The sequence below is a fragment of the Streptomyces sp. Inha503 genome (assembly GCF_047215865.1).
GTDB classification, from domain to species: domain Bacteria; phylum Actinomycetota; class Actinomycetes; order Streptomycetales; family Streptomycetaceae; genus Streptomyces; species Streptomyces lycopersici.
The window spans coordinates 6,490,646-6,510,383 of sequence record NZ_CP178360.1; the positions used below are offsets into that span (position 1 = coordinate 6,490,646).

The 19,738-nt window shown below is 71.6% G+C and carries 44 protein-coding genes; 8 read left to right on the plus strand and 36 right to left on the minus strand.

The window, feature by feature from the left end; genetic code table 11:
* Positions 1-260: 260 nt before the first annotated feature.
* From ACJX2R_RS26865 to ACJX2R_RS26910, 10 genes are all read right to left on the minus strand, one after another.
* Positions 261-614: a hypothetical protein gene (locus ACJX2R_RS26865; RefSeq protein WP_413102229.1), complete on the minus strand. Its 354-nt coding sequence runs from the start codon at positions 612-614 to the stop codon at positions 261-263.
* Between the two features lie 98 nt (positions 615-712).
* Positions 713-850, minus strand: coding sequence for a hypothetical protein (locus ACJX2R_RS26870; protein ID WP_413102230.1), 138 nt, complete (start codon positions 848-850; stop codon positions 713-715).
* 85 nt (positions 851-935) lie between these two features.
* Positions 936-1,133, minus strand: a complete 198-nt coding sequence (locus ACJX2R_RS26875) for a hypothetical protein (RefSeq protein ID WP_413102231.1) — start codon at positions 1,131-1,133, stop codon at positions 936-938.
* A 93-nt stretch (positions 1,134-1,226) separates the two neighbouring features.
* Complete coding sequence (locus tag ACJX2R_RS26880) at positions 1,227-1,823, minus strand: hypothetical protein (protein ID WP_413102232.1); 597 nt, start codon at positions 1,821-1,823, stop codon at positions 1,227-1,229.
* Positions 1,820-2,326 (minus strand): hypothetical protein, encoded by a 507-nt coding sequence (locus tag ACJX2R_RS26885; protein WP_413102233.1) that lies wholly within the window; start codon positions 2,324-2,326, stop codon positions 1,820-1,822. Before ACJX2R_RS26885 ends, ACJX2R_RS26880 begins: the two co-directional genes overlap by 4 nt.
* On the minus strand, positions 2,323-2,871 hold the full coding sequence (locus ACJX2R_RS26890; protein ID WP_413102234.1) for a hypothetical protein: 549 nt from the start codon (positions 2,869-2,871) through the stop codon (positions 2,323-2,325). The genes ACJX2R_RS26885 and ACJX2R_RS26890 overlap by 4 nt, the downstream gene beginning before the upstream one ends.
* An 8-nt stretch (positions 2,872-2,879) precedes the next feature.
* Complete coding sequence (locus ACJX2R_RS26895; RefSeq protein ID WP_413102235.1) at positions 2,880-3,050, minus strand: hypothetical protein; 171 nt, start codon at positions 3,048-3,050, stop codon at positions 2,880-2,882.
* A complete protein-coding gene (locus ACJX2R_RS26900) occupies positions 3,051-4,481 on the minus strand; it encodes a hypothetical protein (RefSeq protein WP_413102236.1) in 1,431 nt (476 codons plus the stop codon).
* A 174-nt stretch (positions 4,482-4,655) separates the two neighbouring features.
* Positions 4,656-4,829, minus strand: a complete 174-nt coding sequence (locus ACJX2R_RS26905; RefSeq protein WP_413102237.1) for a hypothetical protein — start codon at positions 4,827-4,829, stop codon at positions 4,656-4,658.
* On the minus strand, positions 4,826-5,014 hold the full coding sequence (locus tag ACJX2R_RS26910) for a hypothetical protein (protein WP_413102238.1): 189 nt from the start codon (positions 5,012-5,014) through the stop codon (positions 4,826-4,828). The genes ACJX2R_RS26905 and ACJX2R_RS26910 overlap by 4 nt, the downstream gene beginning before the upstream one ends.
* A gap of 191 nt (positions 5,015-5,205) precedes the next feature.
* Here ACJX2R_RS26910 and ACJX2R_RS26915 point away from each other — a divergent pair, with 191 nt between their 5' ends.
* From ACJX2R_RS26915 to ACJX2R_RS26930, 4 genes are all read left to right on the plus strand, one after another.
* A complete protein-coding gene (locus ACJX2R_RS26915) occupies positions 5,206-5,520 on the plus strand; it encodes a hypothetical protein (RefSeq protein WP_413102239.1) in 315 nt (104 codons plus the stop codon).
* Positions 5,513-5,932 (plus strand): DUF6221 family protein, encoded by a 420-nt coding sequence (locus ACJX2R_RS26920; protein WP_413102240.1) that lies wholly within the window; start codon positions 5,513-5,515, stop codon positions 5,930-5,932. The genes ACJX2R_RS26915 and ACJX2R_RS26920 overlap by 8 nt, the downstream gene beginning before the upstream one ends.
* Before the next feature lie 88 nt (positions 5,933-6,020).
* Positions 6,021-6,188: a hypothetical protein gene (locus tag ACJX2R_RS26925; protein ID WP_413102241.1), complete on the plus strand. Its 168-nt coding sequence runs from the start codon at positions 6,021-6,023 to the stop codon at positions 6,186-6,188.
* A 41-nt stretch (positions 6,189-6,229) separates the two neighbouring features.
* Positions 6,230-6,442: a hypothetical protein gene (locus ACJX2R_RS26930; protein WP_413102242.1), complete on the plus strand. Its 213-nt coding sequence runs from the start codon at positions 6,230-6,232 to the stop codon at positions 6,440-6,442.
* On the opposite strand, the gene ACJX2R_RS26935 is transcribed toward ACJX2R_RS26930, so the two are convergent.
* The 4 genes from ACJX2R_RS26935 to ACJX2R_RS26950 all read right to left on the minus strand — a co-directional run bounded on the left by ACJX2R_RS26935 (position 6,443) and on the right by ACJX2R_RS26950 (position 8,226).
* Entirely contained in the window at positions 6,443-6,805 is a 363-nt protein-coding gene (locus ACJX2R_RS26935) for a hypothetical protein (RefSeq protein ID WP_413102243.1), read from the minus strand.
* A 130-nt stretch (positions 6,806-6,935) separates the two neighbouring features.
* Complete coding sequence (locus tag ACJX2R_RS26940) at positions 6,936-7,262, minus strand: hypothetical protein (RefSeq protein ID WP_413102244.1); 327 nt, start codon at positions 7,260-7,262, stop codon at positions 6,936-6,938.
* 125 nt (positions 7,263-7,387) lie between these two features.
* Complete coding sequence (locus ACJX2R_RS26945) at positions 7,388-7,771, minus strand: hypothetical protein (RefSeq protein ID WP_413102245.1); 384 nt, start codon at positions 7,769-7,771, stop codon at positions 7,388-7,390.
* 56 nt (positions 7,772-7,827) lie between these two features.
* Positions 7,828-8,226, minus strand: a complete 399-nt coding sequence (locus ACJX2R_RS26950; RefSeq protein ID WP_413102246.1) for a WYL domain-containing protein — start codon at positions 8,224-8,226, stop codon at positions 7,828-7,830.
* 99 nt (positions 8,227-8,325) lie between these two features.
* Here ACJX2R_RS26950 and ACJX2R_RS26955 point away from each other — a divergent pair, with 99 nt between their 5' ends.
* Genes ACJX2R_RS26955 through ACJX2R_RS26965 form a run of 3 tightly spaced genes read left to right on the plus strand, consistent with a single transcriptional unit; the run spans position 8,326 to position 9,001 of the window.
* Complete coding sequence (locus ACJX2R_RS26955; RefSeq protein ID WP_413102247.1) at positions 8,326-8,604, plus strand: hypothetical protein; 279 nt, start codon at positions 8,326-8,328, stop codon at positions 8,602-8,604.
* On the plus strand, positions 8,601-8,774 hold the full coding sequence (locus ACJX2R_RS26960; RefSeq protein WP_413102248.1) for a hypothetical protein: 174 nt from the start codon (positions 8,601-8,603) through the stop codon (positions 8,772-8,774). The genes ACJX2R_RS26955 and ACJX2R_RS26960 overlap by 4 nt, the downstream gene beginning before the upstream one ends.
* Entirely contained in the window at positions 8,771-9,001 is a 231-nt protein-coding gene (locus tag ACJX2R_RS26965) for a hypothetical protein (RefSeq protein ID WP_413102249.1), read from the plus strand. The genes ACJX2R_RS26960 and ACJX2R_RS26965 overlap by 4 nt, the downstream gene beginning before the upstream one ends.
* Positions 9,002-9,124: 123 nt before the next feature.
* Here ACJX2R_RS26965 and ACJX2R_RS26970 read toward each other — a convergent pair whose 3' ends face one another.
* The 9 genes from ACJX2R_RS26970 to ACJX2R_RS27010 all read right to left on the minus strand — a co-directional run bounded on the left by ACJX2R_RS26970 (position 9,125) and on the right by ACJX2R_RS27010 (position 13,783).
* Complete coding sequence (locus ACJX2R_RS26970; protein ID WP_413102250.1) at positions 9,125-10,228, minus strand: hypothetical protein; 1,104 nt, start codon at positions 10,226-10,228, stop codon at positions 9,125-9,127.
* The gene (locus ACJX2R_RS26975) at positions 10,225-10,428 is read right to left on the minus strand and encodes a hypothetical protein (RefSeq protein WP_413102251.1); all 204 of its coding nucleotides are present in this window, start codon (positions 10,426-10,428) and stop codon (positions 10,225-10,227) included. Before ACJX2R_RS26975 ends, ACJX2R_RS26970 begins: the two co-directional genes overlap by 4 nt.
* A gap of 153 nt (positions 10,429-10,581) precedes the next feature.
* Complete coding sequence (locus ACJX2R_RS26980; RefSeq protein ID WP_413102252.1) at positions 10,582-10,830, minus strand: hypothetical protein; 249 nt, start codon at positions 10,828-10,830, stop codon at positions 10,582-10,584.
* Positions 10,830-11,330, minus strand: coding sequence for a hypothetical protein (locus tag ACJX2R_RS26985; RefSeq protein ID WP_413102253.1), 501 nt, complete (start codon positions 11,328-11,330; stop codon positions 10,830-10,832). The genes ACJX2R_RS26980 and ACJX2R_RS26985 overlap by 1 nt, the downstream gene beginning before the upstream one ends.
* Positions 11,331-11,410: 80 nt before the next feature.
* Positions 11,411-11,776: a hypothetical protein gene (locus ACJX2R_RS26990; RefSeq protein ID WP_413102254.1), complete on the minus strand. Its 366-nt coding sequence runs from the start codon at positions 11,774-11,776 to the stop codon at positions 11,411-11,413.
* Positions 11,773-11,934, minus strand: a complete 162-nt coding sequence (locus tag ACJX2R_RS26995; protein WP_413102255.1) for a hypothetical protein — start codon at positions 11,932-11,934, stop codon at positions 11,773-11,775. The genes ACJX2R_RS26990 and ACJX2R_RS26995 overlap by 4 nt, the downstream gene beginning before the upstream one ends.
* A 39-nt stretch (positions 11,935-11,973) precedes the next feature.
* Positions 11,974-12,204, minus strand: coding sequence for a hypothetical protein (locus tag ACJX2R_RS27000; RefSeq protein WP_413102256.1), 231 nt, complete (start codon positions 12,202-12,204; stop codon positions 11,974-11,976).
* Complete coding sequence (locus tag ACJX2R_RS27005) at positions 12,201-12,878, minus strand: hypothetical protein (protein ID WP_413102257.1); 678 nt, start codon at positions 12,876-12,878, stop codon at positions 12,201-12,203. Before ACJX2R_RS27005 ends, ACJX2R_RS27000 begins: the two co-directional genes overlap by 4 nt.
* The gene (locus ACJX2R_RS27010; RefSeq protein WP_413102258.1) at positions 12,875-13,783 is read right to left on the minus strand and encodes a hypothetical protein; all 909 of its coding nucleotides are present in this window, start codon (positions 13,781-13,783) and stop codon (positions 12,875-12,877) included. The genes ACJX2R_RS27005 and ACJX2R_RS27010 overlap by 4 nt, the downstream gene beginning before the upstream one ends.
* A 143-nt stretch (positions 13,784-13,926) precedes the next feature.
* On the opposite strand from ACJX2R_RS27010, the gene ACJX2R_RS27015 reads away from it, so the two are divergent.
* On the plus strand, positions 13,927-14,184 hold the full coding sequence (locus ACJX2R_RS27015; protein WP_413102259.1) for a type II toxin-antitoxin system Phd/YefM family antitoxin: 258 nt from the start codon (positions 13,927-13,929) through the stop codon (positions 14,182-14,184).
* 5 nt (positions 14,185-14,189) lie between these two features.
* Here ACJX2R_RS27015 and ACJX2R_RS27020 read toward each other — a convergent pair whose 3' ends face one another.
* From ACJX2R_RS27020 to ACJX2R_RS27080, 13 genes are all read right to left on the minus strand, one after another.
* On the minus strand, positions 14,190-14,501 hold the full coding sequence (locus ACJX2R_RS27020; RefSeq protein WP_413102260.1) for a hypothetical protein: 312 nt from the start codon (positions 14,499-14,501) through the stop codon (positions 14,190-14,192).
* Positions 14,498-14,695: a hypothetical protein gene (locus tag ACJX2R_RS27025; RefSeq protein WP_413102261.1), complete on the minus strand. Its 198-nt coding sequence runs from the start codon at positions 14,693-14,695 to the stop codon at positions 14,498-14,500. Before ACJX2R_RS27025 ends, ACJX2R_RS27020 begins: the two co-directional genes overlap by 4 nt.
* The gene (locus ACJX2R_RS27030) at positions 14,692-14,964 is read right to left on the minus strand and encodes a hypothetical protein (protein WP_413102262.1); all 273 of its coding nucleotides are present in this window, start codon (positions 14,962-14,964) and stop codon (positions 14,692-14,694) included. The genes ACJX2R_RS27025 and ACJX2R_RS27030 overlap by 4 nt, the downstream gene beginning before the upstream one ends.
* A 70-nt stretch (positions 14,965-15,034) precedes the next feature.
* Positions 15,035-15,475, minus strand: coding sequence for a hypothetical protein (locus ACJX2R_RS27035; protein ID WP_413102263.1), 441 nt, complete (start codon positions 15,473-15,475; stop codon positions 15,035-15,037).
* A complete protein-coding gene (locus ACJX2R_RS27040; RefSeq protein WP_413102264.1) occupies positions 15,475-15,801 on the minus strand; it encodes a hypothetical protein in 327 nt (108 codons plus the stop codon). Before ACJX2R_RS27040 ends, ACJX2R_RS27035 begins: the two co-directional genes overlap by 1 nt.
* Positions 15,798-16,088 (minus strand): WhiB family transcriptional regulator, encoded by a 291-nt coding sequence (locus ACJX2R_RS27045; protein ID WP_413102265.1) that lies wholly within the window; start codon positions 16,086-16,088, stop codon positions 15,798-15,800. The genes ACJX2R_RS27040 and ACJX2R_RS27045 overlap by 4 nt, the downstream gene beginning before the upstream one ends.
* Positions 16,085-16,450 (minus strand): hypothetical protein, encoded by a 366-nt coding sequence (locus ACJX2R_RS27050; RefSeq protein ID WP_413102266.1) that lies wholly within the window; start codon positions 16,448-16,450, stop codon positions 16,085-16,087. The genes ACJX2R_RS27045 and ACJX2R_RS27050 overlap by 4 nt, the downstream gene beginning before the upstream one ends.
* Entirely contained in the window at positions 16,447-17,043 is a 597-nt protein-coding gene (locus ACJX2R_RS27055) for a hypothetical protein (RefSeq protein WP_413102267.1), read from the minus strand. The genes ACJX2R_RS27050 and ACJX2R_RS27055 overlap by 4 nt, the downstream gene beginning before the upstream one ends.
* Positions 17,040-17,411 (minus strand): hypothetical protein, encoded by a 372-nt coding sequence (locus ACJX2R_RS27060; protein WP_413102268.1) that lies wholly within the window; start codon positions 17,409-17,411, stop codon positions 17,040-17,042. The genes ACJX2R_RS27055 and ACJX2R_RS27060 overlap by 4 nt, the downstream gene beginning before the upstream one ends.
* Positions 17,404-17,691, minus strand: a complete 288-nt coding sequence (locus tag ACJX2R_RS27065; protein ID WP_413102269.1) for a hypothetical protein — start codon at positions 17,689-17,691, stop codon at positions 17,404-17,406. The genes ACJX2R_RS27060 and ACJX2R_RS27065 overlap by 8 nt, the downstream gene beginning before the upstream one ends.
* A complete protein-coding gene (locus tag ACJX2R_RS27070; RefSeq protein ID WP_413102270.1) occupies positions 17,688-18,122 on the minus strand; it encodes a hypothetical protein in 435 nt (144 codons plus the stop codon). Before ACJX2R_RS27070 ends, ACJX2R_RS27065 begins: the two co-directional genes overlap by 4 nt.
* Positions 18,122-18,967, minus strand: coding sequence for an exonuclease domain-containing protein (locus ACJX2R_RS27075; protein ID WP_413102271.1), 846 nt, complete (start codon positions 18,965-18,967; stop codon positions 18,122-18,124). The genes ACJX2R_RS27070 and ACJX2R_RS27075 overlap by 1 nt, the downstream gene beginning before the upstream one ends.
* A complete protein-coding gene (locus ACJX2R_RS27080) occupies positions 18,964-19,737 on the minus strand; it encodes an ERF family protein (RefSeq protein ID WP_413102272.1) in 774 nt (257 codons plus the stop codon). The genes ACJX2R_RS27075 and ACJX2R_RS27080 overlap by 4 nt, the downstream gene beginning before the upstream one ends.
* Position 19,738: the final 1 nt, after the last annotated feature.

Genomic DNA, 19,738 nt, shown 5'->3' on the forward strand with positions numbered 1-19,738 from the left:
CCGGGCGGGTTGACAACGTTGTCTTATCGTACGGTGCCGCCGCGATGTGGGCTGGGCATGCCGCCGCCCCGCCCCCGGCTTAGGAGGGGACGGGGCGGGGTGCTCCCGAGTAGCTGCGCAGCCCACGCAGTTCGGGTAGGGACGCATTCCACGGTACGCCTGAGGGCTGACATGGGGAGGCCCCCGCCACGACGGGGGACGCGGCGGGGGCCTCGGCGCCGGGCACTACCCAGCGTGAGCCTCCAGTGTGGCAGGCGACGCTACTTCCCGAAGGTGACCCGCTCACTGTCCAGCAGCGCCGTGTGCGTCGCCGCGGTGATGATGAACAGGATGAGAACGAGACCGGCGACCGGATGATCACCGTCGCCGAGGGCCACGACGACCCCGAACACGGCCAGTTCGGCCACGACGTAGACCGCTGGCACCACGGGCTTCACGACGCCCTTGACGGTTGCGGCGACCAGCGGCACGGCGCCCGCGAGGCCGAGGCTCACGATGGGCAGCAGGGTCCACAGGATCTGCGCGGCTCTGCTGTTGAACATCTTCGGGCGGCCCGTGGGCGGCATAGGTGTCGTCAGGTAGGGGCTGGGGCCGGGCTGGTATGGGTTGCTCATGGAATCCCCCCAAGAGTGTGGTGATGGGCATTTCAGCGCATGTGGAGCGGTGTGGGTAGGGGTGTGACGGGTCTGATACGTGGTGTTCGAGCTGTCTGTCACTTCGTCTTCGGCTTGCCGGGGGTGGGCTTCGGCTCGGGCTTGTAGTGCCCGCCGCGCGACGCCTGGTACGTGGTCGCGTACTTGGGGTCCGGCTTCGTCTCGGGCTTCATGGGCATGGTCTTCTTGAGTGCCACGATGGGGCTCCTCGTCTCGTGCTCGGGATGGGGAACCGGGGCGGTCGACGGCTTGGCGGCATGGCGGCCGCCCCGGGGTACGTCGCTACTTGGTGCGGTGGACCTTCATGGAGAGCACCTCCGCGCCGGGCCACCGCTGGCTCACCTGAGCCTCGGCGATGGACTCAGCAACGCCCTCCGACTGGTTTTCAGACAGCGCGGTCGTCAGCTTGTCTCGGGTCCCGTCCGCCTTCTTGACCTTCGTCACGACACACGGGGCGTGGGGGTGATTGCGCCTGAGCATGGGCCCTCTCTCGGGTGGTAGACCGCCGGGTAGACGGCGGTAGATGGCAGGTAGATGAGCGGTAGACGTGCAGGTAGACCAGGGGGTAGACGGTCACGCGGCCCGTTCGGCGGCCTCACCCGGGGAAGGGGTCTCAGCGGGCGTCGGGAGGTCGTCACGGTGCACCCCGTACGCCACCCGGCCGGCCACCTTCACCGACCTCCTGACCGGCACCCCCTGGACCTCCAGACGGGCCCTCAACTCGGCTACCTCCCAGCCCTCCCCGAGCCCCCTCTCCTGGAGGTGGGCGAGGACGGCCGAGAGGTGCACCCCGGGCCGGTCCCCGATGAGGTCAGCGAGGAGCTGCCGGACGGCGTCGGGGTCGACGGCCGACGGGCCTTTCTCGGACTCGTTCGCGGGGGCGTCCTCAGCGTCCTCCGCGTGGGCCGTGCGTCCGGCGTACCAGGCAGCCAGCAGCGCCCCCGGGACGAGGACCCACAGCAGCTTCGGCCACGTCCGCACCAGCCAGGCGAGACCGGCGGCCAGACCAAGGAGCAGCAGCGCCCGCAGCGCTGGCCCGGCCCCCGCCTTCCACCCGGTGAGATCGTGCCGGTAGCTCTTGCGGCACCATGCGGCCAGGGAAGGGCCGACTCGGCGGGCGATCCGCTCGCCCCCGGCGGGCACCCGGGCGACGTGACGACGCCAGCTCACAGCACACCCTGCCCTTCCAGCGCGGCCTTGAGCCCATCTCCCAGGTGGTTGGCGGCGCTGGGGAGGCCACCGAGCATCCCGGCTACGCCCGCGGTCATGCACAGCGTCGCGCCCACGAACGCCCCACCGGCCATGCGGCGCCGGTCCTGCTTGCCCGCGGCTTTCCACGCGGCAGCAACGACCATGGTCAGCAGGAAGACGACGACACCGCCCTCCGGGGTGAGCCGGTCGAAGGTGCCGCGGGACAGGCCGGTGTCCTGAGTGCCGGTGGTGCCGGGGACGGCCTTGTACCCGGCGGTGTTGGCGCTCTGGACGGAGCATCCGGCGAGCCAGCCGAGGAGGCCGCCGGCGCAGACGGTGGAGAAGGCGCCGAGTAGCGCCGATTGGGCAAAGGGCACGAGGTCTTTCAGGTTGCGCCCTCCGCGCCACCAGGGGCGCAGGTTGAAGTACAGCACGGCGAGGCTGATGGCGGCTCCGGCGAGGGAGAGGCGGTTGCTGGTCACGGTCGGACTCCGGTGAGCAGGGTGATGGGGTCGTACCAGCCGAGTGCGCCGGTGCCGCCGATGAGGGCGGTGGCGAGGAGGGTGCGGGCCCACCAGGTGTGGCGGCGGCGGTTGATCAGGACAGCGATGGTGAGCGCGACTCCGGCGAGGGTGTAGGCGCCTCGGATGGAGCCGGTGTCGCGGGCGTCGGAGAGCGTGGCGGCCCAGGCGGTGGCGAGGCTGTGGCCGTAGGCGGGGTAGGGGATGACGGCGGCGGCGAGGCCGATGATGGTCTGTCGGGGCCGGATCCAGGCGGCGAGGCGTTCCCAGATGGAGGGGCCGTCGGGCTCCGGTTCGGGCTCGGGCGCGACCACGATGTGGGTGTGGACGTGGTGGATCTCGATCGCGGCCGGAGGCGGGGCAGCGGGCGGCGGGGGTGGCGGTGTGGGGGTGCGCCAGGGTGGGACGAAGTCGGGCCCGAGCGAGGGCTGCGGGGGCGAGCCCGCGGCGGGCGGCAGTGGAGTGCCGGCGGGGTAGACACGGGCCGGGATGATCGGGTCGGTCATGGCTGTCCTCAGCGGAGTGCGGCCGTCACGACGACGGCGAGGGTGACGGCGGCGCTGGTGCCGATGAGGGCGGCGAGCACTGCGCGGGCGCCGGCGGTGGGCAGGCGGCGGGGCCAGATGGCGACGGCAAGCGCGGCGAGCCCAGCGATGCCCACGAACACGGAGGCGGCGGTCTGCACTCAGTCCTCCCGGGTGAGTTGTTGGAGGTACTGCGCCCGCTTCTGGCCGATGCCGAGTTCGGTCTTGAGGGTGCGGAGGGATGCGGGTTGTCCGAGTGCGCGGGCGGCCTCGACGAGCGGGTCCGTACTCGCGGGTGCGGGTGCACTCGGGTGCGCGCCTGCGCCGGGTGCGGGCTCGTCGGGGTCGGCCTTCTCGCGCTCCTCGGCGGCGCGGCGCTTGATGAAGTCGAAGATGTCCTCCGGCCCGGACTCGGGTACGCGGGCGTGGACTGCACTCCTGGGCTGAGCTGCGGCGGAGACGAGTGCGGGTGCGCGTACCTCGGGGTGCACCTCGGGTGCGGTGGTGATGTCGAGTACGAGCGGGTGTGCGGGTGCGGGTGCACTCGGGGTGCGAGTGCGGACAGGGTTTCCGGCCCGGATGGCGACCCGCGCCATCTGCTCGGAGACGACGACGCCGTGCTCCGTCATGAGGCTGGCGAGTGCGGCCGGGTGCAGCCCGGGGTGCGCCGAGTGCACCCGCTGGATGGCATCGAACGGGTGCAGGTGCACCAGGCTCTGCCGGGCGAGTGCGGTCGGGGTGCGCGGCTGCACCGGGCCGGGCTCGGGCTCCCACAGGGACGGCAGGTCGATGGTGCGGAGCTGGTCGGCGCCGCGGCGAGCGGCGAGCAGGCGCAGCATCTTGTGCCGCTGGTTCGGGTCATCACCAACGTGGGCACGGGCGACAGCGGCGGCCAAGCGGCGCTTCCCCCAGTCACGGAGCCCGGGGCGGGACGCGAGGCGCACAGCGCGGGCAGTGGCCCGGTCCCGGGCGATCTGCTCCGCGGTACGGTCCCGGACCGCCAGGCCGAGGCGGGACAGCAGACGCTCCCTCAGCTCGCGGCCGATGACCGCAGGCAGGCCGCCCGAGAGGGCGCCTGGTCGGACGATGCGCAGTTCCAGGCCCATCGCCAGGTGCCAGAGCAGCGCGGCGAGGACGGGGCCGATCATCGCGCGCACCGTGCCGCCGACCAGCCCGGACTCCGCGTAGGCGGGGATGATCTGCACGCCGGTGATGACCCACACGAGCATGCCGGGCGTACCGGGCGATCCGGCCGTGCTGTCGCTGGCGGTGGTGCGCATGTTGGCGCGGGCCATCAGGCCGCAGGCGAACAGGGCCAGTTCGGCGGCGGCGAACATCGCGGCCCGCTCGCTGATGTCGGCCATGCCAAGCCGGTGCTCGGCGAACCGCCAGCTGGTGTCCGCGCTGTACGCGGTACAGGCGGCGGCCGCGATCGCCGCGACGACCACAGCGGCCGACGGGCGGGCGGCTTGCCGGAGTGAGCGCACCGCGGCCCAGCCCGCGCCGGCCGCCACCACGGCCGCGCTCAAGGCGACGACGGTGGCCAGCCCCGGGTGGGTCGTGGCCCAGCCGGTGAGGGTGGTGATGCTCATGGTGGTGCTCCTGGAGCGGAGAGGAGGCCGGGCTCCGCTGGGGGGTTTACGGAGCCCGGCCGGTATGGGGGTCAGCGGTTGACGAGGTGGACCGTCGTCAGCAGCACGAGAGCGAGGACGACCTGTGCGAGGAGAGCAACGGCGAGGCCCAGCCAGAACTCGCGGGTCAGCGGCTCACGCACTGGGGCCTCCCTGCTGGGCGCGGCGTGCGGCGTCGGCGCGCTGGGACTGGCCGATCGCGTAGTCCTCGGTGCAGTCCTTGACCGTCACGTTGCGGTGCCGGGCCGCCGGGTTGGCGACGATGGGCTGCGCGGGGGCGGGCGTCTCGCGGCGCCAGAGGCCGATCATGCGGTCACTGCCGGGGCGGGCGCGGCGGGGGCGTGGCCCTCGCGGCGGACGGCGAGGCCGAGCGCGGCGGGCGGGGGCGGGGTGATGGCCCCGGTGACGCCGGCCGCGGTGGCGCGCACGGTGATGGCGCCGACCGCGATGGTGCGGCGGGCTCCCTGGGTCGGGGTGGTCTCGCTACCCTTCATGCGGGCTGTCCTTCCTGGTGATGCAGGTGGATGGCTGGCCCCAGCCGGAGGTGAGAGCTCGGCTGGGGCCGTGTTGTTGGAGCACGAGACCGAGAGGCGGCCTCGCAGGACCAAGCTAAACCCCGGGGTTGTAGTGGCGCAACCCCGGGGTTTAAGGTCGTGTCGGCCGCACCGCAGGAAGGAGCGCGGTAGTGGCAGACCAGCCCGAGGAGGTGACACGCCTGGTGGAAGCCATCAAGGCGTTCGAGGCCATCGAGGACGACGCGGCGTGCGCTGCCGCTGTCTCTCAGGCGTTGAAGGACTGGCCTGATCATCAGGTGAAGCTGCGTGAGCTGCGACAGCAGCGCGCGCAGGCGTTGAAGGGCCAGGGAAAGACGTGGGAGGAGATCGGTCGGCTCTGCGGCGGGGTCAGCGCCGCTCGGGCGCAGCAGATCGCGGCCGGGGTGAGCGGAGCGCAGCGCCGGAAGGCGGCCCAGGCGAAACAGGCGGAGGCATCGGATGGATGAGTTGGTGCGGTGGCTCGGCGAGCAGCTCGACGAGGACGCGGCGATCGCGGCCGAAGCGACGCAGGCGGCGACGGGCCGCTGGACGGCTCGCGAAACCGACTGGGGTGGCGGCATGGTCGTCGAGGACGACTGCGGCGCGCTGATCCTGCCGACTACGCACACGCGCGGCGCTACGCAGTACCCGCACATCGCCCGTCATGATCCGGCTCGGGTGCTGCGCGAGATCGACGCCAAGCGGCAGCTGCTCGCCCTCTACCTAGAGCACGAGCGAATGGACCGGGAGACGTTCGAGGCCGAGGGGGAACGCGCACGGTCCCTTGTGTCGCTCCGAGCGGCCTACTTCGACGCGGTGCGGCACCTCGCGGCCGTCTACGCCGACCGGCCCGGCTACCGCGAGGAGTGGCGGCCGTAGCCGCACAGCAGGAAGCCCCACCTCGCCGAGAGAGGTGGGGCTTCTTCGCGCCCGTGACCCCAGCCGCCCGGGGACGGTTGGGTAGCGCATGGACGAGGCGCGCCTATGGGCGCAGATCGAAGCGCCAGAAGAGCGGCGACCGCTGCTCACGATCGGCGAGGCGCGCGCCGTGGTACAACTGCTGCGCCGAGAGGGCTCGGACGCCGCGGACGAGCTGGCCGCCACGCTCGCCCGGCGACTGGCCGCCGAGGAGTAGCCCCGCATGCGCCCGGCCCCGGCCCGGCGGACGCTGGACGCATGGCAGCCCGTACCCCGCACGTCATCGTCCAGCCACCCTCACCCACCGGCGGCCGGACCGTGCGCGTGAACGGCACGATCCTCGGCACGGCGTACGGGCCGTCCGACCTCCGCGAGTTCCTCAGGCGCGCCGGCCTTGAGGACGCGGAGGATCTCGACCTCGCCGCGTCACCGTTGATCGAGTGGCGCGGCGGCGGCCCCGACGTCTGGTGATCAGCCGGTGCTGCCGGTCACCTTGTCGATCTCATCCCGTAGCTCGCCGCGCCCGGCCGCGTTGGCCTGCTGGGTGGCCTTGAGGACGGCGTCGGCGTACTGGCTGTCGTCCAGCTGAGCGCACGCCTTGGGCCGGTCGGCGCCGACGTCGCTGGACGGGTCTTCGGCGGCCTGGTCGACGAGGGCGGTGATGCAGCGGCTGACGATCTGCGCCTTGCTGAGCGGGGCCGCGGTGGGTGCGGCGGTGCTGTGCTTCGGCGTGGTGGGCTCGGCTCCGTCGTCGTTGCTGGAGCAGCCGACGAGCAGCAGGATGCCGGCGGTGATGGCGGCCGCGGTGGTGGTGGTGGTGGTGCGGATGTGCATGTGTCCCCCCATGGTGGTTGATGAGGGGCATCATGCGGGGCGCGGTGGTGGCGTGGGGGCGTTGTGATGGAACGGTGACAGGCGTTGGCGCCCCAAGTCCCGTGGGGCAGCAGGCTGGAGGTGACCGGGGCTATCCCTCGTCGGAGCCCTCTTTGGCGCGCTGTTTCGCTTCGAATTCGCGGCGCCGCTCGTCGTCCCACGCGGCGAGCTCCTCCTCGGTCATCGCGTCCGCCTGCGCCTTGGGAAGGGTCGCGATGACCCGGCAGTCGGTGTCGTAGCCGGAGATCTCGCGGGCGACATACTCGACGTCGGGTTGGTCGGCCGCCAGCGTCGCCTCTGCGGCTGCGCGGGCACGGGCGGCCAGTTGTTCGACTTCGGCTTGGGAGGTGCCTTTCGCGACGGCGATGAAGCTGGTCTCGTCGCCGTCGTGGATCTCATGGATCTCGTGGTCGCTCATGGCTGCCACCGTTCGGTCGAGTCCGGGCTGGGGAGGCTACTCGCCGGGGCCGGTTGGGTGAAGGGTATAGACAGCAAGGCCCGCTCCGTCCACCCTCCGGAGCGGGCCCGATCGCCGTGGTGCGGTCAGGCGGCCGGCGCGCCCGCCAGCTTAAGGACGGGGCCGACGAACGAGCGCACGACGTTCATGGGGATCGGCTCGCCCAGTTCGTCGCGATACGAGGACCAGACGTACTCGCGCGTTTGCTCGGCGAGGGTGACGATGCCGTCGTCGGCGTCGAGCTCGTAGTCGACCACGATGTGGGCGGCGGGGTGCGCGCCCTCGATGTCGAGGAGCTGGCCGTCGGGGGTGCGGACCATGTAGTGAAGGGCCAGGCCGTTGTTCACGGTCGCGGCGATGATGGGCCATCCGGTGGCGTCGTGGAGGGCGATGGCCAGGCCGCCGCAGCAACCGTTCATGAACGCGTGGGTGGCGGTCTTGTCGATGGCGCCGGGGGTGACCTGCCGCACGGCACTGCTCCTTGAGGGTGGCCCGGCCCTGGTGCGGGCCGGGCGGTGGGGTGGGATCAGGCGGCGGGTTCGACGTCGTAGCGGTCGGCCCAGTAGTCGCGGTCCTCGCGGGCCAGCTCGCGGCAGACCAGCTCGTCGACGGTGTTGACCGTGACGCGGATGCCGAGGTCGGCGGCGGTGGGGGTGGCGCGCTCGACGGTGTAGGCGGTGCGGTGGATCGTGTACGCCTGGATGCGGTCGACGCGGAAGGTGCGGGACTCGCCGCTGGTGCGGTCCATGGCCTTGATGATGACGTCGCCCTTGCTGGTGGTGCGGATGTCGTAGATCTCGATGGTGCGGATGGTCTCGGTGCCGTCGGCCTTGGTGTAGGTGATGGTGGCGGGGTGGTGGCGGTCCCATGCGCGGTGGAGGTCGGTGAGGGTGCGGGTGGTGGTCTGGCGGTTGGTGATCCTCATCGTGTCCCCCTGGCTCGAAACCGTGTAGCTACACAGTAGCGCTAACCGTGTGGCTACACAAGCTGTTCGTCGAGGGAATCCGTGTGGGAACATGACCGCATGACCGACGCCACCGACCACACCTTCATCACCCGCTTCCGCATCCCGAAAGTCATGTGGGAGGCATACGGACGCGTCACCCAACGACAAGGCACCGACCGCACCACCGACCTCGTCGCCCACGTCCGAGACACCATCGCCAAGCACGGCGACGCCCAAGACCTCGCCGACCTCGAGATGGCCGAGCAGGAGCTGACTCAACGTCGATCCCGCAAGGGCGGCCGGCCACCACGCCGCGCCGCTGCCGGGGAGTCGGCCGACCCGGGGAGCACCGTATGAACCACGAGCCCGGCGCCACCCCGCCCCGCAAGGTCGAGATCACCGCAGACACCCGCGGCCTCACCAACGCCGTGAACGACGCCAGGGCGACGCTCATGTTCGACACGCACCCCGACCTTCAAGAGCCCGGCCGCGGCGACGCGCAGCCGGAACCGGGGAGCAGCACGTGAGGGAACCCGACTACATCGTCATCCGCCCCGCCACCAACCTGCCGCCCGGCTTCCTCTCACCGCACGAAGATGGCCGCTGGTACGACGCCTCGACCATGCCGGAAATGGTGCTGGGGCCCTTGGCGCCAGGAGAGACGCGAGCCGTCGCCGTCCCGACCGGGCGCTTCGAAGTGCGCGACCACGACGGAGCGGTGGCCGAGGTCTGGGAGGTGCAGCCCCCGGCCTGAGTCGTGTGGCATCCGGTCGCCGCACCATGCCCGCGGCCTGTGGCACGCTGAACAGCGTTGGTGGATGGGCGCCGAGGGGCGTTCCCGGCCGGCCCCTGGCCCGGGAACGCCCCTCCGTCATGCTCAGCCAGCGATGCGCGCGACGTGCTCCAGGATCCGTTGGTACTTCACCTTGGTGCTGTGCCCGTCCCATTGGGCGCGGGGGTCGGTTGGCTCGACTTGTTCGACGTGGGTGAAGAGCAGCGCGTCGCGGGGGTGGATGTGCCAGCTCATTTGCCAGCCGCTGACGAGGAGGTACAGCAGCTGCCATCCGGGCTCGTCGATGTCGGTGGCGGTGGTGATGACGGCGTTGGCGGGGTGGAGCGCCGACAGCCAGGCGAGGAGGTGGGCGCGTTCGCGGTACGCCTGGTCGCGCTCGTCCTCGGCTCGCTTGGCGCGGACGGCCGCGACTTCGGCCCGGTCACGCATGCGGGCCAGGGCAGTCTCGTAGAACTCGGCACGCCCGCGCCACGTCGCGGCATCGGCGGCCGCGTACTGCTCGCGCAGCCCGTTGTCCGTGCCGTCGCCGCACACGCATACGTCAGCGAATCCGGCCGGGCAGTCGGCGCTGTGGCCTGTGGTCCGCTCGTAGCGCAGGGTGCTGTCGCGCACTTCGGCGTCCGGGGCGGTCGCGCCGTCCGCGGCGCCGATGCCGAGGATGTGCACCGGGTCCATGGGCGGGCGGCGCGCGGCCGGGTCGTCCGGGTGGATGGTGCAGTCGCCGCACCTGCCGCCGATGGTGGGCGCGCCGGGGTGGTCGGGGCAGGCGTCCGGGGTTGTCCGGACGCTGTCCGTGCTGGTCGTGGGGTTGTCCGTCTGGGTGTCCACCGTGCTGTCCGGCTCGGTGTCCGGGCTGTCTGTCCGGCTGTCCGGGGTGGTGTCCGGGTGGTCTTCAGCGAGGTGGTGGCGCGCCCAGCGCTGTGCGGACTCCTCGCTGTAGTGGTCGACGCTGAGCCAGCCGGGGCATGGTCCGTTGCCCCAGCAGCGGGCGGCCCATGCTTGGTGGCCGTGGTCGTGGCGGTAGGAGGCGACCTCGATGAAGCCGGGGAGGCGAACGGCTGTGCGCCCATCTGCGGCCCGATCACGGGTCGCTGCACCCTCGGGATTGGTCGAGGGCCTGTGAGGCGCCTGGTGCGTCACGGGGCCGCGCTGGGGTGGCTGTTCGGCGGTGGGGCTGGTGTCGGTCATCGGGTCACCTGGATCTCGGACAGCGGCACGTCGTTGGCGAGCTGGCTGTGCAGCTCGCGGAGCCGGGCCATGGCGCGGTCGTCGCGCTGGTTCAGGGCGCTGCGGGTGGGGCCGGGGATCTTGAACCAGCAGGCGCGGCAGAGGTATTGCCCAGGGCGGCGCGGGCGGCGGCAGGACAGGCACGGTTTGGTGGTGGGCATGGTGGTCTCCGGTGGTCGGGGCCCAGCCGCGTGGACGGCGGCCGGGCTGGGCGGGTCAGCGGGGGAAGAGCGAGGCGAGGAAGTCGGCGATGGCGTCGGCGAGGTCACCGATCCATGAGCGGTCGCGGCGGTGCCGGGAGCGGCGGCGTGCCATCAGGCGCGCTCCCAGCTGACCGTGCCGCGCTCGACGTGCCCGGAGGCGCGGCTGGTGCCGGTGCGCTCGCCGGTCTCCTCGTCGATGTCGGCGAGGTGGTTGGTCCAGAAGGAGACGCGGGCGCGGGCTGCGCCGATGCCGCCGTAGGGGCCTTCGTACTCGGTGCGGGTGGTGCCGTCGCGGTTGGTGAACTGGATGACGGCGCGGTAGACGGTGGCGTCGGCGGCCATGCCGATGGAGCGGGCCATCAGTGGTCGGTCCCCTCGGCCGGGGCGCCCAAGGCGGTCCGGGTGACGTGGTGCACGGCTTCGGCCGCGGTCGCCGTACGGATCGCGTCGGGCAGCTGGTCCAGCCACGCGGTGGCCATCTCGTCGAGGCGGGTGAGCGCGGCCTTCAGGCGGTCGATCTGGCACCAGGGGCAGGCGTGGTGGTCCGGCGAGTCGATCAGCCAAGTCGGGTGCTTCCCGGCCTGGCATCCCTGCTCGGTCAGTCCCTCGTAGGGCTCGTGCTCGGCCCGGACCCGGTCCAGCTCGGCGAGGACGGTACGGGTCGCGTTGTGTCCGGGCAGCCCAGCAGCCACGCGATCGCGGATATCGGCCTCGCGCTCCTGCGACAGCGGGACAGGCGCGGGCTTGTGCCAGCTGAGGGCGTCTCCGCACGTGGCGCAGAGACCCGGTGCGCGGGGCGTGTCAGGCACGAACTCGGCGCACCGTGAGGCCGGGGCGGGGGTGGTGGGTTCGGTCATCATCGGGTGCTCCTTGGTCTGGGATGGTGGGGTGGCGGCCGCCCGCTGGTTCGAGCAGCGGGCGGCCGTCCTGCTGGTGGGGGTCATGCGGTGGGCGGCGGCTGGATGCTGAGCGCGTCGAGGACCGCGTGCAGGACCGTGCCGGGGTCGGCGCCCGGCTCGCCCGCGGCGCCCTCGACCGCGTGCCAGGCGGCGCTGTACTCGTCCGGGGTAAGGACCCGTCGCGGCTGCGGGTACGCCTCGTCGAGGAACTTGCGGATCTCCGCAACATCCCGCGCGCTCAGCTCCTCCTCGATCAGCCGCTTTCCCGAGCCGTTGTACTTCGGTCCAGCGAGGCGGTAGCCGCTGCCGTGTCCGTTCTCGTCGAGGTTGGCGATCTGGAGTTGGAGGCCGTTGGTCCAGCCGTCGCGGTCGACGGCGAGTACGAGGCGGTTGGGCTGGTTGGTCATCGGTTGGCCTTTCGGTCGGTGTGGTGGATGAGGCGGAGCAGCTGCCGGTCCGCGCGGTGCCGGCCGCGGCGGCGGGGCCGGGACCAGATGCCGAGTGGGGCGCCGGCGGCGAGGACGATGAGGGCGGTGAGGAGGAGGCTGGTGGCGAGGGTGAGCACGGCGGTCTCCCGTTGGTTCGGGCTGGGGTTGGGGCCGGGTCAGGCGGCGGCTGGTGGCTCGTGCGCGCGTTCGCCGTCGGAACCGGGTGCGCGCGGCTGGTCGCCGAACGGGTACTGCGGTGGGAGCTGGTCGATGCCGGTTTCGAGTTCGGCGGCGATGTTGAGCCACTCGGCGGCCTGGGTGGTGCCGGAGCGGGCGCCGGCTGCTACGTAGAGGGCTTCGAGGAGGCGGTCGGCGGCGGCGACGTTGGTGAGGTCGATGCGGATCACGCGGTCTCCTGGGTGCGGTAGGTGGCAGCGGCGGTGGCCGCGTCGACCCTGGAGGGGTGCGGCTTGCGGCGGCGGCTGGCGGTGGCGGCGCCGTCCAGGTCGACGACGCGGGAGCGGCAGGGTTCGCCGATCGGGGCGTCGCACCATCCGCACTTGACCGAGAGCGGGTCGGGGCGTCCGGCGGCGACGGCGGCCTCGCGTTCGGCGCGCAGGGGCCGGTAGGGGGCGAGTTGTTCGCGGACGTGGTCGGGCACGTACCGGCCGATGCCTTTCAGGTGGCCAGCGAGGTCCGGGTGGGGGTCGCTGCTGGTGATGGCCCGGTATTCGGTCGGGCCGGTGTGGCCGGAGGCGACGGCGTGGCGGGTGCCCAGCAGCTCGGTGCGGTAGGCGGTGGGGTTGTCAGGGTCGGCGGATGGTGTCGGGTCGGTGTGGCGGTTGAGCCGTTCGCGGACGGTGGCGCGCCATTGGGTGGCGATGTCGGCGGGCAGCAGGGGGTATGGCGAGTTGGCGTAGTGCTGTTGGGCGGCGTGGATGGCGTAGTCGTATGGGACGTCGCGGAGGATTCCGGCCCACATGGCGACTTTGCCGCGGCGTTCGGTGGGGTCGTCGGGGAGGATTCGGGGGTCGGCGTAGCTGATGTTGAGCAGGAGTTCGGGGATCTGTTCGGGGGTCATGCCGTGGTGCCTCCGTTCATGGCTCGGAGTTCGGCGGCGATGGCGTTGAGGTCGTCGCGTGCGGCGCGGCGGGCGGCGGTCTTGGGGTCGACGGGCGGGGCCGTGGCGCCGCCGTCGAGGGAGACGAGGAACGTGCCCTGTTGGACCTCGGGGGTGGGGCGTTCGCGTTCGGCCCACTCCTGCCACCGCGAGCCCCAATTGGTGGCGGCGCGGCGGTCGGCGGCCTGGCGGCGGACGAACTTGCGGGTGACCTCGGCGAGCTGGGCGCCGGTGAGTGCGGGTTGCCCGTTGGTGAGGCGCGCGTTCTGGGCGGCGGCGATGTCGTCTTGGCCGGGCTGCCAGTCGGGCGGGATCAGAGAGAGAGCGGGTTCGTGCGCGCGCTCGTCACTACGGTCACTGTCCTCTCTCTCAGTACCACCCCTATCGGGTCGGGACGGGTCGGGACGGGACGGGGCGCCGTTAGTCGTGTCGTTAGTAACGCCGTTACTCGACCCGTTACTTGAAGGCGCTCCGGCGCCGTCCGGCGGGATTGGCTTGCCGCGCCTGCGCTGCCGGAAAGCCTCTTGACGTGCGGCGTTCTTCGCTCGCTCGGCGAGGACCTGTTCGCGGGAGGGGTTGTAGTCGAGGTAGTCGTGGATGACGTATCCCGGGCCTTGCAAGGGCGGGTGCGTTTCCGAAGTTTGATTCGACTTTGGATCGACTTTGGCGAGCAGATTCGCGTCACACAGGGACGCGAGGAGGCGCGGGGTGCCGTATGAGCGGGCGACGGAGGCGGGCACGAACCCGTCGGTCAGGTGCTGTCCGGCGTATGAGATGAGCCGGACGAACAGGCCCGTCGCGGCGTTGCCCACCTGCATGATCTTGGGGTGGGAGTGCAGCGAGTCATCGATGCGGGACCAGGCCACGGGTTGGTGCTCCTACAGTTCGAAGGTCACGGAAAAGGGCGCGGCGAAGTCGCAGGTCAGGGCGGTCTCTCCTGCCTCTGATCCGTACCCGAATTGTACAATGCGACGGACTGACGCAACGGTCGGACGTGTACCCTGAGCGCATGAGTGAGTCCGACGAGGTGCGCATGGGTGTGTCCGATGCCCGCGCCAACCTGACCGAGGTGATCGCTAAGGTGCGCCTGCTCGGGCAGCGCGTCGTGCTCACGCGGCGTGAAAAGCCGCAGGCCGTGATCGTCTCGGCTGACTACTACGAAGAGGCCGAGCGCGACCGGGCGTACATGAGGACGCTCGCGAAGCTCCCCGACGAGGAGCGACTGGAGCTGCTGAAGCAGGTGGCTCCCTACATCACGAAGTCCTGACCGCGTCAGCACAGAGCCCCCTCCGGCCGGCGCCCCGGCAGCGTGCCCTCAGGGCATTCGTGCTCGACCACATGCGGCCGCGGGCAGTCCCGGCTGTGCACGCTCGGCAGCACCTCCACCAGCCGCATCCCGCCCGCCGTCTCCCGCAGACACCAGGCGAGCCGATCCGGCGTCGTGAGCGCGGCGGCCTCGGCCGCGGTGTGCCGTACGTCGTCCGCGGTGACCGTGTATGGGAGGCCTGCGGTCTGGTGGAGCACGGGGGTGCCGCACCGGTCGCATGACCGGCGCGACGCCCCCAGGTTGGTTGCCCTGCTCACAGGCGCGCTCCGAGCCGCTTGAGGTTGGCGCGCATGTTGGCCAGTGACCTGTTGCCGCTGCTCGGGGTCTTCGGCGCGGTGATGGTCTCGCCGCTGGGTGAGGTGATGCGCCAGTGGTCCCGGCCGCCGAGGCGGACGGTGAAGCCTTGCTTCTTGATGCGCCGTATCAGCTGGTCGGCGTCCTTCTTGCTCACCGGGTGCCCCCTCTGAGAGCGGCTGCGGGCTTCCCGTGGTTCTCGAGCTCGGCGGTGGTCATGAGGTCGTGCGGGATGCGGCCGGTGTTCAGGACGTCGGCGACGTCGCGGGCCAGACGGCGGATGGTGTGGGCGCGGGCGTGGCCGACTTCGGAAAGGGTGCCGTTGGCGGCGGCGTCGGCGCGGGCCTCGGCGCTCGCGGCGATCTGCTCCCACCGCTCGGTGAGGGTGGTGAGGGTGTCGCGGAGTTCGTTGTCGGTGTGGGCCATGGTGGGCTCCTGGGTTGGGGCCCGGGGCGGTGGCGTGAGGTGGACCGCCCCGGGCCGGTCGGCAGGGCGGTTAGGTGGTGCGCTGGTCGATGGCGAGGCGGGTGATCCCGGCGACGTCGGCCAGGAGTGCGCACACCGAGTCGACGTACTGGTTGCCGTCGGAGTGCAGAGCGGCGTTGAACAGCGCGAGAGTCGTTTGCTGGTCGCCGTTGGCGTAGGCGATCAGGAAGCGGACCGCGAACGCCTTGGGCGGGTTCTCGTCGACCGCGCCGGGCTTGAGCGGTTGGATCGCCCACATGCCCTCGTCGGGGGTCTTGGGCGCGCGGTCGCCGTAGATCTTGCGGAGCATGTGAGCCCCGGCTTCGGCGATGGCGCAGCAGACGCCGTACATCTGGTTGTCGTCGGAGCCCTGACCGAGCGTGATCAGGTTGGTGGCGGCCTGGTCGGCTTCTCCGGCGACGGCGTGCGCGATGGCCTCGTAGGTGAGGCGTGCGGCCTGTTCCTGGTCCATCAGGCGGTGTCCTTCCTGGTGGCGACCGCGGCCTGTGCGGCGCGGTACGCGGCGGGGTGGGAGCGGCGCTTGCCGGAGGCGATCGCGCGGGCGTCGAACACCGCGCTGGCCGAGAGCGGCGAGAGGGTGGTCCAGGCGGCGGCCGGCCAGCCCGGCCCGGGCTGCGGCTCCGGACGGCCCGCCATCGCAGCGGGGGTGTGCAGCGGGCAGCGATCGCCGATGAGGTACGGGTGCACCTCGTCCTTGGCCAGGCAGTAGCGGCGGTCGGCGCCGATCCAGTGGCCGCACTCGGGAAGCGCCCGCTCCAGGCGTTCGCGGCCCGTCACGCCATCGCCTTCTTCCGGCCGGTGCCGGTGCCCCGGCCGCGTTTGCGGAGGGCGGTGCGGCGTTGGGCCTCGGTCAGCCCGCCCCAGATGCCGTGCTCGACCCGGCGCTCCAGAGCCCACTCGGCACACAGCTCCATGACCGGGCAGCGGTGGCAGACGGCCAGCGCCTCGTTGGTCTGCACGATGGCGTCGGGGGTGTTGCCGACGGGGAAGAACAGCTCGGGGTCCACTTCGCGGCATGCGGCGTAGCGGAGCCAGGTACCGGCGGCGTGGGCGGTGGGGGTCATCGAGTCACCGCCTGGCCGAAGAGGTCGAGCTGGTCGGCGCTGGAGGCCAGCCGCGGGGACGCCGTGGGCGTAGCCACGTCGGCCTGGTCGCCGCTCTCTTCGCCGAGGTCCCACTCGGCGAGCCACTTCTGGCCCGCCGGGCTGGCCTTCCAGTCGGCGAGCATGGTGCGGCCGAGGTCGGTGAGGACCATGCCGTCGGGCCCGTGAGCCAGCAACCCGCGCATCTCGGCGTCGACAGCGTTGTTCGCGACGCCGTGCACGCGGTAGCGGTCTCTGTTGTACGTGAGTGTCCCGGCCTCGGCGCACAGGAGCCACGGCAGGTGGTACCAGCTGAGCGTGGACGGTGGCTGTTCGTACTTCATCGGGCCACCTCCGCGAGGTTGGGCCAGCGGACCTTGGACAGCCGCGCCCTCTGCTTCTCCGGCAGGCCGAAAAGCGGCTGCCCGTACCAGTCGAGCCCGGCGGCGCGGAGCCACCAGGCGTCGCACTGGTCGCCGCCCGGGTCCTCGAGGAACTCGGCACCAGCCGCGAGGTAAGCGGCCGCAGCCATGCGGGCCTTGTCGGCGCTGCCGTGGTCGCAGGCGAATGCTTTGAGTGTGGCGGGGACGACGAGGGCGTACGGCACGTGCGCGTCGACCAGTTCGGCGCGGACGACGCCGTGGACCATGGCCACGATTCCGGCGCCCTTGCCGTGGCGAGGGAGGTCTTCGATGACAGCGAGCTGCGGGCGCTCCTCCCGGATGGCGGCACGGACGAGATCGCGGATCAGGTTCAGCCGCCGGTCGCCGTCCTTCTGGCGGGTCTTGATGCGGCAGGTGCTGCCGCTTGTGAGGCAGATGCCGGTGGAGGTGAGGGAGAGGTCGAGGCCGATGGTGCGGGGTGCGGGGCCCGCCCCGGCCACGGAGGCCGGGACGGGACGCGCGGGCTCAAGGCCCGGCAGGATCGGGGCGGTCACGACGCGCCGCCCTTCCGCCGCTGCTGGGCACGGCGGACCCGGTGCTGCTCCCGCGAGCGCTCACGCTCGGCAAGCAGGCAGTCCTCGCAGGGCGCCTCACCGCGGTACAGGTGGCGCTTGTAGCCGCCGGTCGTGCCGTGATTGGTGATCGGCTCCAGGGACTTCCCGGCTCCCGTCTGCTTGCGCTTCGCGGCGGTGTTGGCCTGCCGACATGCCTCGTCGATGGGCTCGTGCTTGCGGACGTGCCGCTGGTAGGCGGAGACGGTTCCGCAAGGGGCGAGGGGCCGGTGGCCTCGGCGGCGGGCGGGCTGCGTGAGGCCGATGTCAACCATGAGCTGGTCGAGCTGGGCGTCGGTGAGTTCAGGCATCGCGGCCCTCCTCGGTGGTGGTGCGGGTGAGGTGGGCGTCGCCGCGGTGCTGGGCGGCGTTCGAGCAGCGGAGCGTGCCGCCGGGGGTGGGGATCCACCGCGTGGTCATGTGTCCGCATGCGGTGTCGTGGCAGACGTGCCAGCACGTGCCGTTCGCCACCGGCCGGAAAGGTCCGGAGTGGGCCGGACGGGACGCGCGCCGCACACCGGCCGTACGCGCCAGGCAGAGAGCCCAGATGAACGCGGAGCCAACCAGCGTGCCGAGGAGGATGGTGATCACCGCGTCACCCCCGAGATCTTGTCGTGGCGCCGCTGCTGCCACTGCTCGCCCGCCGCGATGGCCGGGGTGTCGAGGCCGTAAAACTGGTCCAACAGATCGTTCTGGTTGCGGATGAGCCGGGCCTGGCCGTCCATCTCCTTGCGGTACTTCCGGACGGCGGCGCGCATGTTCTCCAGCCGCGTCTTGAGGCGGCGGGTCTCGGCGCCGTCCTGCTTCCCGCAGTTGGCCAGCAGCTCGGTGAGGTGCCGGACGCGGCCGGTCAGCCGCACGTTGGTGGCGTCGGCCTCGCAGAACTGGCGGACGGCGATACCGCGGGCGTTCCGCTCGGTCTTGACAGCGGCCTCGGCCGTCTCGGCGCGTGTGCGCATGCGGTCGAGCTGGGCGCGGAGGTCGGCGTTCTCCTCGCGGAGGCGACGCTTCGAGGTCCGCATCAGCGGTCACCCGCCTCGGTCTCCGGGACCGGGCGCAGCGGCCACGTCCCATCGACCACCGCATTCGCAACGTGCTTCTCCCCGGACTTCACCGGGTCCCGCAGCCGCGCCTGATACGAGGCGGCGTCCTCCCTCGCCCAGACGATCTGGCGGCGGTGCAGCTCCTCGACGGTGATGCCCGCCAGGTCGTTGAACCGCTCGTACGGGCCGCGCCGGTTCCGCAGGTTCAGCACCCAGTCGGGCCTGTCCTGCGGCACGGTGTGGGCGATGACGCCCATCTTGTACGCGGCCCGCGCAGACATCAGCGCGTCGTACTTGGCGCCGTGCGCCTGCTCCTCGTCCCACTTCAGGCCGTAGGTCTCGGCGGTCGTCCGCATCTGGTATGGGCCCTGGGTCTCCGAGACCCGGCGCCGGTACGGGGCGGCATGCCGGTCCAGGGTCATGGTGTCGATGACCCGGAGCGGTTCGCGACAGATCCCTTCGAGGCTGTCGCCGAGGTGACGGCGGCACTCGCGGTCGATCAGGTTGAGGTCGTAGCCGCCGATGTTGTGGCCCACGAGCGGCACCTGCGCGGCGACAACTTCGGCGAGCGCTTTGGCGATCTCGGCGACGCCCTGCTCGGCGGGCATGCCGTGGGCGGCGGCGTACTCGTCCGTGATCTTGTGCTTCTCGATGGCCCCGGGCTCCATCGGCACGCCCGGCGAGAGCAGCCAGGTGCGGGTGTCGGTGGGCAGGCCGCCGCCGACGAGGACGAGGGCGCAGGTGACGATGCGGGCGGTCTCGGGGTCCTTGTCGGAGGATTCGAAGTCGAGGGCGGCCATGCGCTGGGTGTGCCAGGGGATCATGCGCCACCGCCGGTGCGCTCGCGGTACATCCGGCCGCCGATCGAGTCGAGCGTCTCCAACTCGCCCGTCTCGTTCGTGACCTTCGAGTTCAACATGCCGCGCGTACGCAGCTCGTTGCGGATTTGGTTCAGCCGGGACGGGCTCGTCTTCGGGTCGAGCTGCTCGTCCCGGTACTCCTCCGCCGACGGGCCAACGGGCTCCGCGCGCTCGAAGTGGACGGAGTCTGCATCGCGGTCCTCTGTCGGCACGAGCCCGTTGTTGATGAGCAGCGTCCGCAACGCGATCGACTGGGCTTTCGGGGTGGACCGGCCGCCGGAATCCGATGCTTCGCCCGCAGCCTGCGAGTCGAAGTACGAGCCGTCCGGGCCGTAGATCCGAAAGGTGACCAGAGCGGTGCACTCACGCATCCGGCCACCCGAGCTGGTGGAGATGTCCCGGTACTCGGTTTCCACCTTGTGCTGGATCACCAACACGCCGTGCTTGCGGCAGGCCGGGCCGAAGGCGTTCAGCGCGGTCTCAATGCCGCGGAAGTTGAAGTTACCGGCGCGGCCGCCCTTGAACTCCTCGTGCTTGCCGATTGCCCTGACCTCGCCCATCACCCGCGACCACGCCACAGTGGCGCAGGTGGTGGGTTCGGCGTCCTTGCTGAGGTCGCCGAGGTCGGGCTCGGCCAGGTTCGGTGCCTCGCGCACCTCGGTCGCCTCGCCGAGCGGCTCGGCTTCGTCCAGCGTGCGGCCGGCGGCCGCGGCTGCGTTCTCGCGCAGGCCCATG

What these genes read in the sequence shown, in the direction of transcription:
- ACJX2R_RS26865 (WP_413102229.1), bottom strand. Translation starts at nt 614, where the DNA reads ATGAGCAACCCATACCAGCCCGGCCCCAGCCCCTACCTGACGACACCT.
- ACJX2R_RS26875 (WP_413102231.1), bottom strand. Translation starts at nt 1,133, where the DNA reads ATGCTCAGGCGCAATCACCCCCACGCCCCGTGTGTCGTGACGAAGGTC.
- ACJX2R_RS26890 (WP_413102234.1), bottom strand. Translation starts at nt 2,871, where the DNA reads ATGACCGACCCGATCATCCCGGCCCGTGTCTACCCCGCCGGCACTCCA.
- ACJX2R_RS26900 (WP_413102236.1), bottom strand. Translation starts at nt 4,481, where the DNA reads ATGAGCATCACCACCCTCACCGGCTGGGCCACGACCCACCCGGGGCTG.
- ACJX2R_RS26905 (WP_413102237.1), bottom strand. Translation starts at nt 4,829, where the DNA reads ATGATCGGCCTCTGGCGCCGCGAGACGCCCGCCCCCGCGCAGCCCATC.
- ACJX2R_RS26910 (WP_413102238.1), bottom strand. Translation starts at nt 5,014, where the DNA reads ATGAAGGGTAGCGAGACCACCCCGACCCAGGGAGCCCGCCGCACCATC.
- ACJX2R_RS26920 (WP_413102240.1), top strand. Translation starts at nt 5,513, where the DNA reads ATGGATGAGTTGGTGCGGTGGCTCGGCGAGCAGCTCGACGAGGACGCG.
- ACJX2R_RS26925 (WP_413102241.1), top strand. Translation starts at nt 6,021, where the DNA reads ATGGACGAGGCGCGCCTATGGGCGCAGATCGAAGCGCCAGAAGAGCGG.
- ACJX2R_RS26930 (WP_413102242.1), top strand. Translation starts at nt 6,230, where the DNA reads ATGGCAGCCCGTACCCCGCACGTCATCGTCCAGCCACCCTCACCCACC.
- ACJX2R_RS26935 (WP_413102243.1), bottom strand. Translation starts at nt 6,805, where the DNA reads ATGCACATCCGCACCACCACCACCACCACCGCGGCCGCCATCACCGCC.
- ACJX2R_RS26940 (WP_413102244.1), bottom strand. Translation starts at nt 7,262, where the DNA reads ATGAGCGACCACGAGATCCATGAGATCCACGACGGCGACGAGACCAGC.
- ACJX2R_RS26950 (WP_413102246.1), bottom strand. Translation starts at nt 8,226, where the DNA reads ATGAGGATCACCAACCGCCAGACCACCACCCGCACCCTCACCGACCTC.
- ACJX2R_RS26955 (WP_413102247.1), top strand. Translation starts at nt 8,326, where the DNA reads ATGACCGACGCCACCGACCACACCTTCATCACCCGCTTCCGCATCCCG.
- ACJX2R_RS26960 (WP_413102248.1), top strand. Translation starts at nt 8,601, where the DNA reads ATGAACCACGAGCCCGGCGCCACCCCGCCCCGCAAGGTCGAGATCACC.
- ACJX2R_RS26970 (WP_413102250.1), bottom strand. Translation starts at nt 10,228, where the DNA reads ATGACCGACACCAGCCCCACCGCCGAACAGCCACCCCAGCGCGGCCCC.
- ACJX2R_RS26975 (WP_413102251.1), bottom strand. Translation starts at nt 10,428, where the DNA reads ATGCCCACCACCAAACCGTGCCTGTCCTGCCGCCGCCCGCGCCGCCCT.
- ACJX2R_RS26980 (WP_413102252.1), bottom strand. Translation starts at nt 10,830, where the DNA reads ATGGCCCGCTCCATCGGCATGGCCGCCGACGCCACCGTCTACCGCGCC.
- ACJX2R_RS26985 (WP_413102253.1), bottom strand. Translation starts at nt 11,330, where the DNA reads ATGATGACCGAACCCACCACCCCCGCCCCGGCCTCACGGTGCGCCGAG.
- ACJX2R_RS26990 (WP_413102254.1), bottom strand. Translation starts at nt 11,776, where the DNA reads ATGACCAACCAGCCCAACCGCCTCGTACTCGCCGTCGACCGCGACGGC.
- ACJX2R_RS27005 (WP_413102257.1), bottom strand. Translation starts at nt 12,878, where the DNA reads ATGACCCCCGAACAGATCCCCGAACTCCTGCTCAACATCAGCTACGCC.
- ACJX2R_RS27015 (WP_413102259.1), top strand. Translation starts at nt 13,927, where the DNA reads ATGAGTGAGTCCGACGAGGTGCGCATGGGTGTGTCCGATGCCCGCGCC.
- ACJX2R_RS27030 (WP_413102262.1), bottom strand. Translation starts at nt 14,964, where the DNA reads ATGGCCCACACCGACAACGAACTCCGCGACACCCTCACCACCCTCACC.
- ACJX2R_RS27035 (WP_413102263.1), bottom strand. Translation starts at nt 15,475, where the DNA reads ATGGACCAGGAACAGGCCGCACGCCTCACCTACGAGGCCATCGCGCAC.
- ACJX2R_RS27045 (WP_413102265.1), bottom strand. Translation starts at nt 16,088, where the DNA reads ATGACCCCCACCGCCCACGCCGCCGGTACCTGGCTCCGCTACGCCGCA.
- ACJX2R_RS27050 (WP_413102266.1), bottom strand. Translation starts at nt 16,450, where the DNA reads ATGAAGTACGAACAGCCACCGTCCACGCTCAGCTGGTACCACCTGCCG.
- ACJX2R_RS27060 (WP_413102268.1), bottom strand. Translation starts at nt 17,411, where the DNA reads ATGCCTGAACTCACCGACGCCCAGCTCGACCAGCTCATGGTTGACATC.
- ACJX2R_RS27070 (WP_413102270.1), bottom strand. Translation starts at nt 18,122, where the DNA reads ATGCGGACCTCGAAGCGTCGCCTCCGCGAGGAGAACGCCGACCTCCGC.
- ACJX2R_RS27075 (WP_413102271.1), bottom strand. Translation starts at nt 18,967, where the DNA reads ATGATCCCCTGGCACACCCAGCGCATGGCCGCCCTCGACTTCGAATCC.
- ACJX2R_RS27080 (WP_413102272.1), bottom strand. Translation starts at nt 19,737, where the DNA reads ATGGGCCTGCGCGAGAACGCAGCCGCGGCCGCCGGCCGCACGCTGGAC.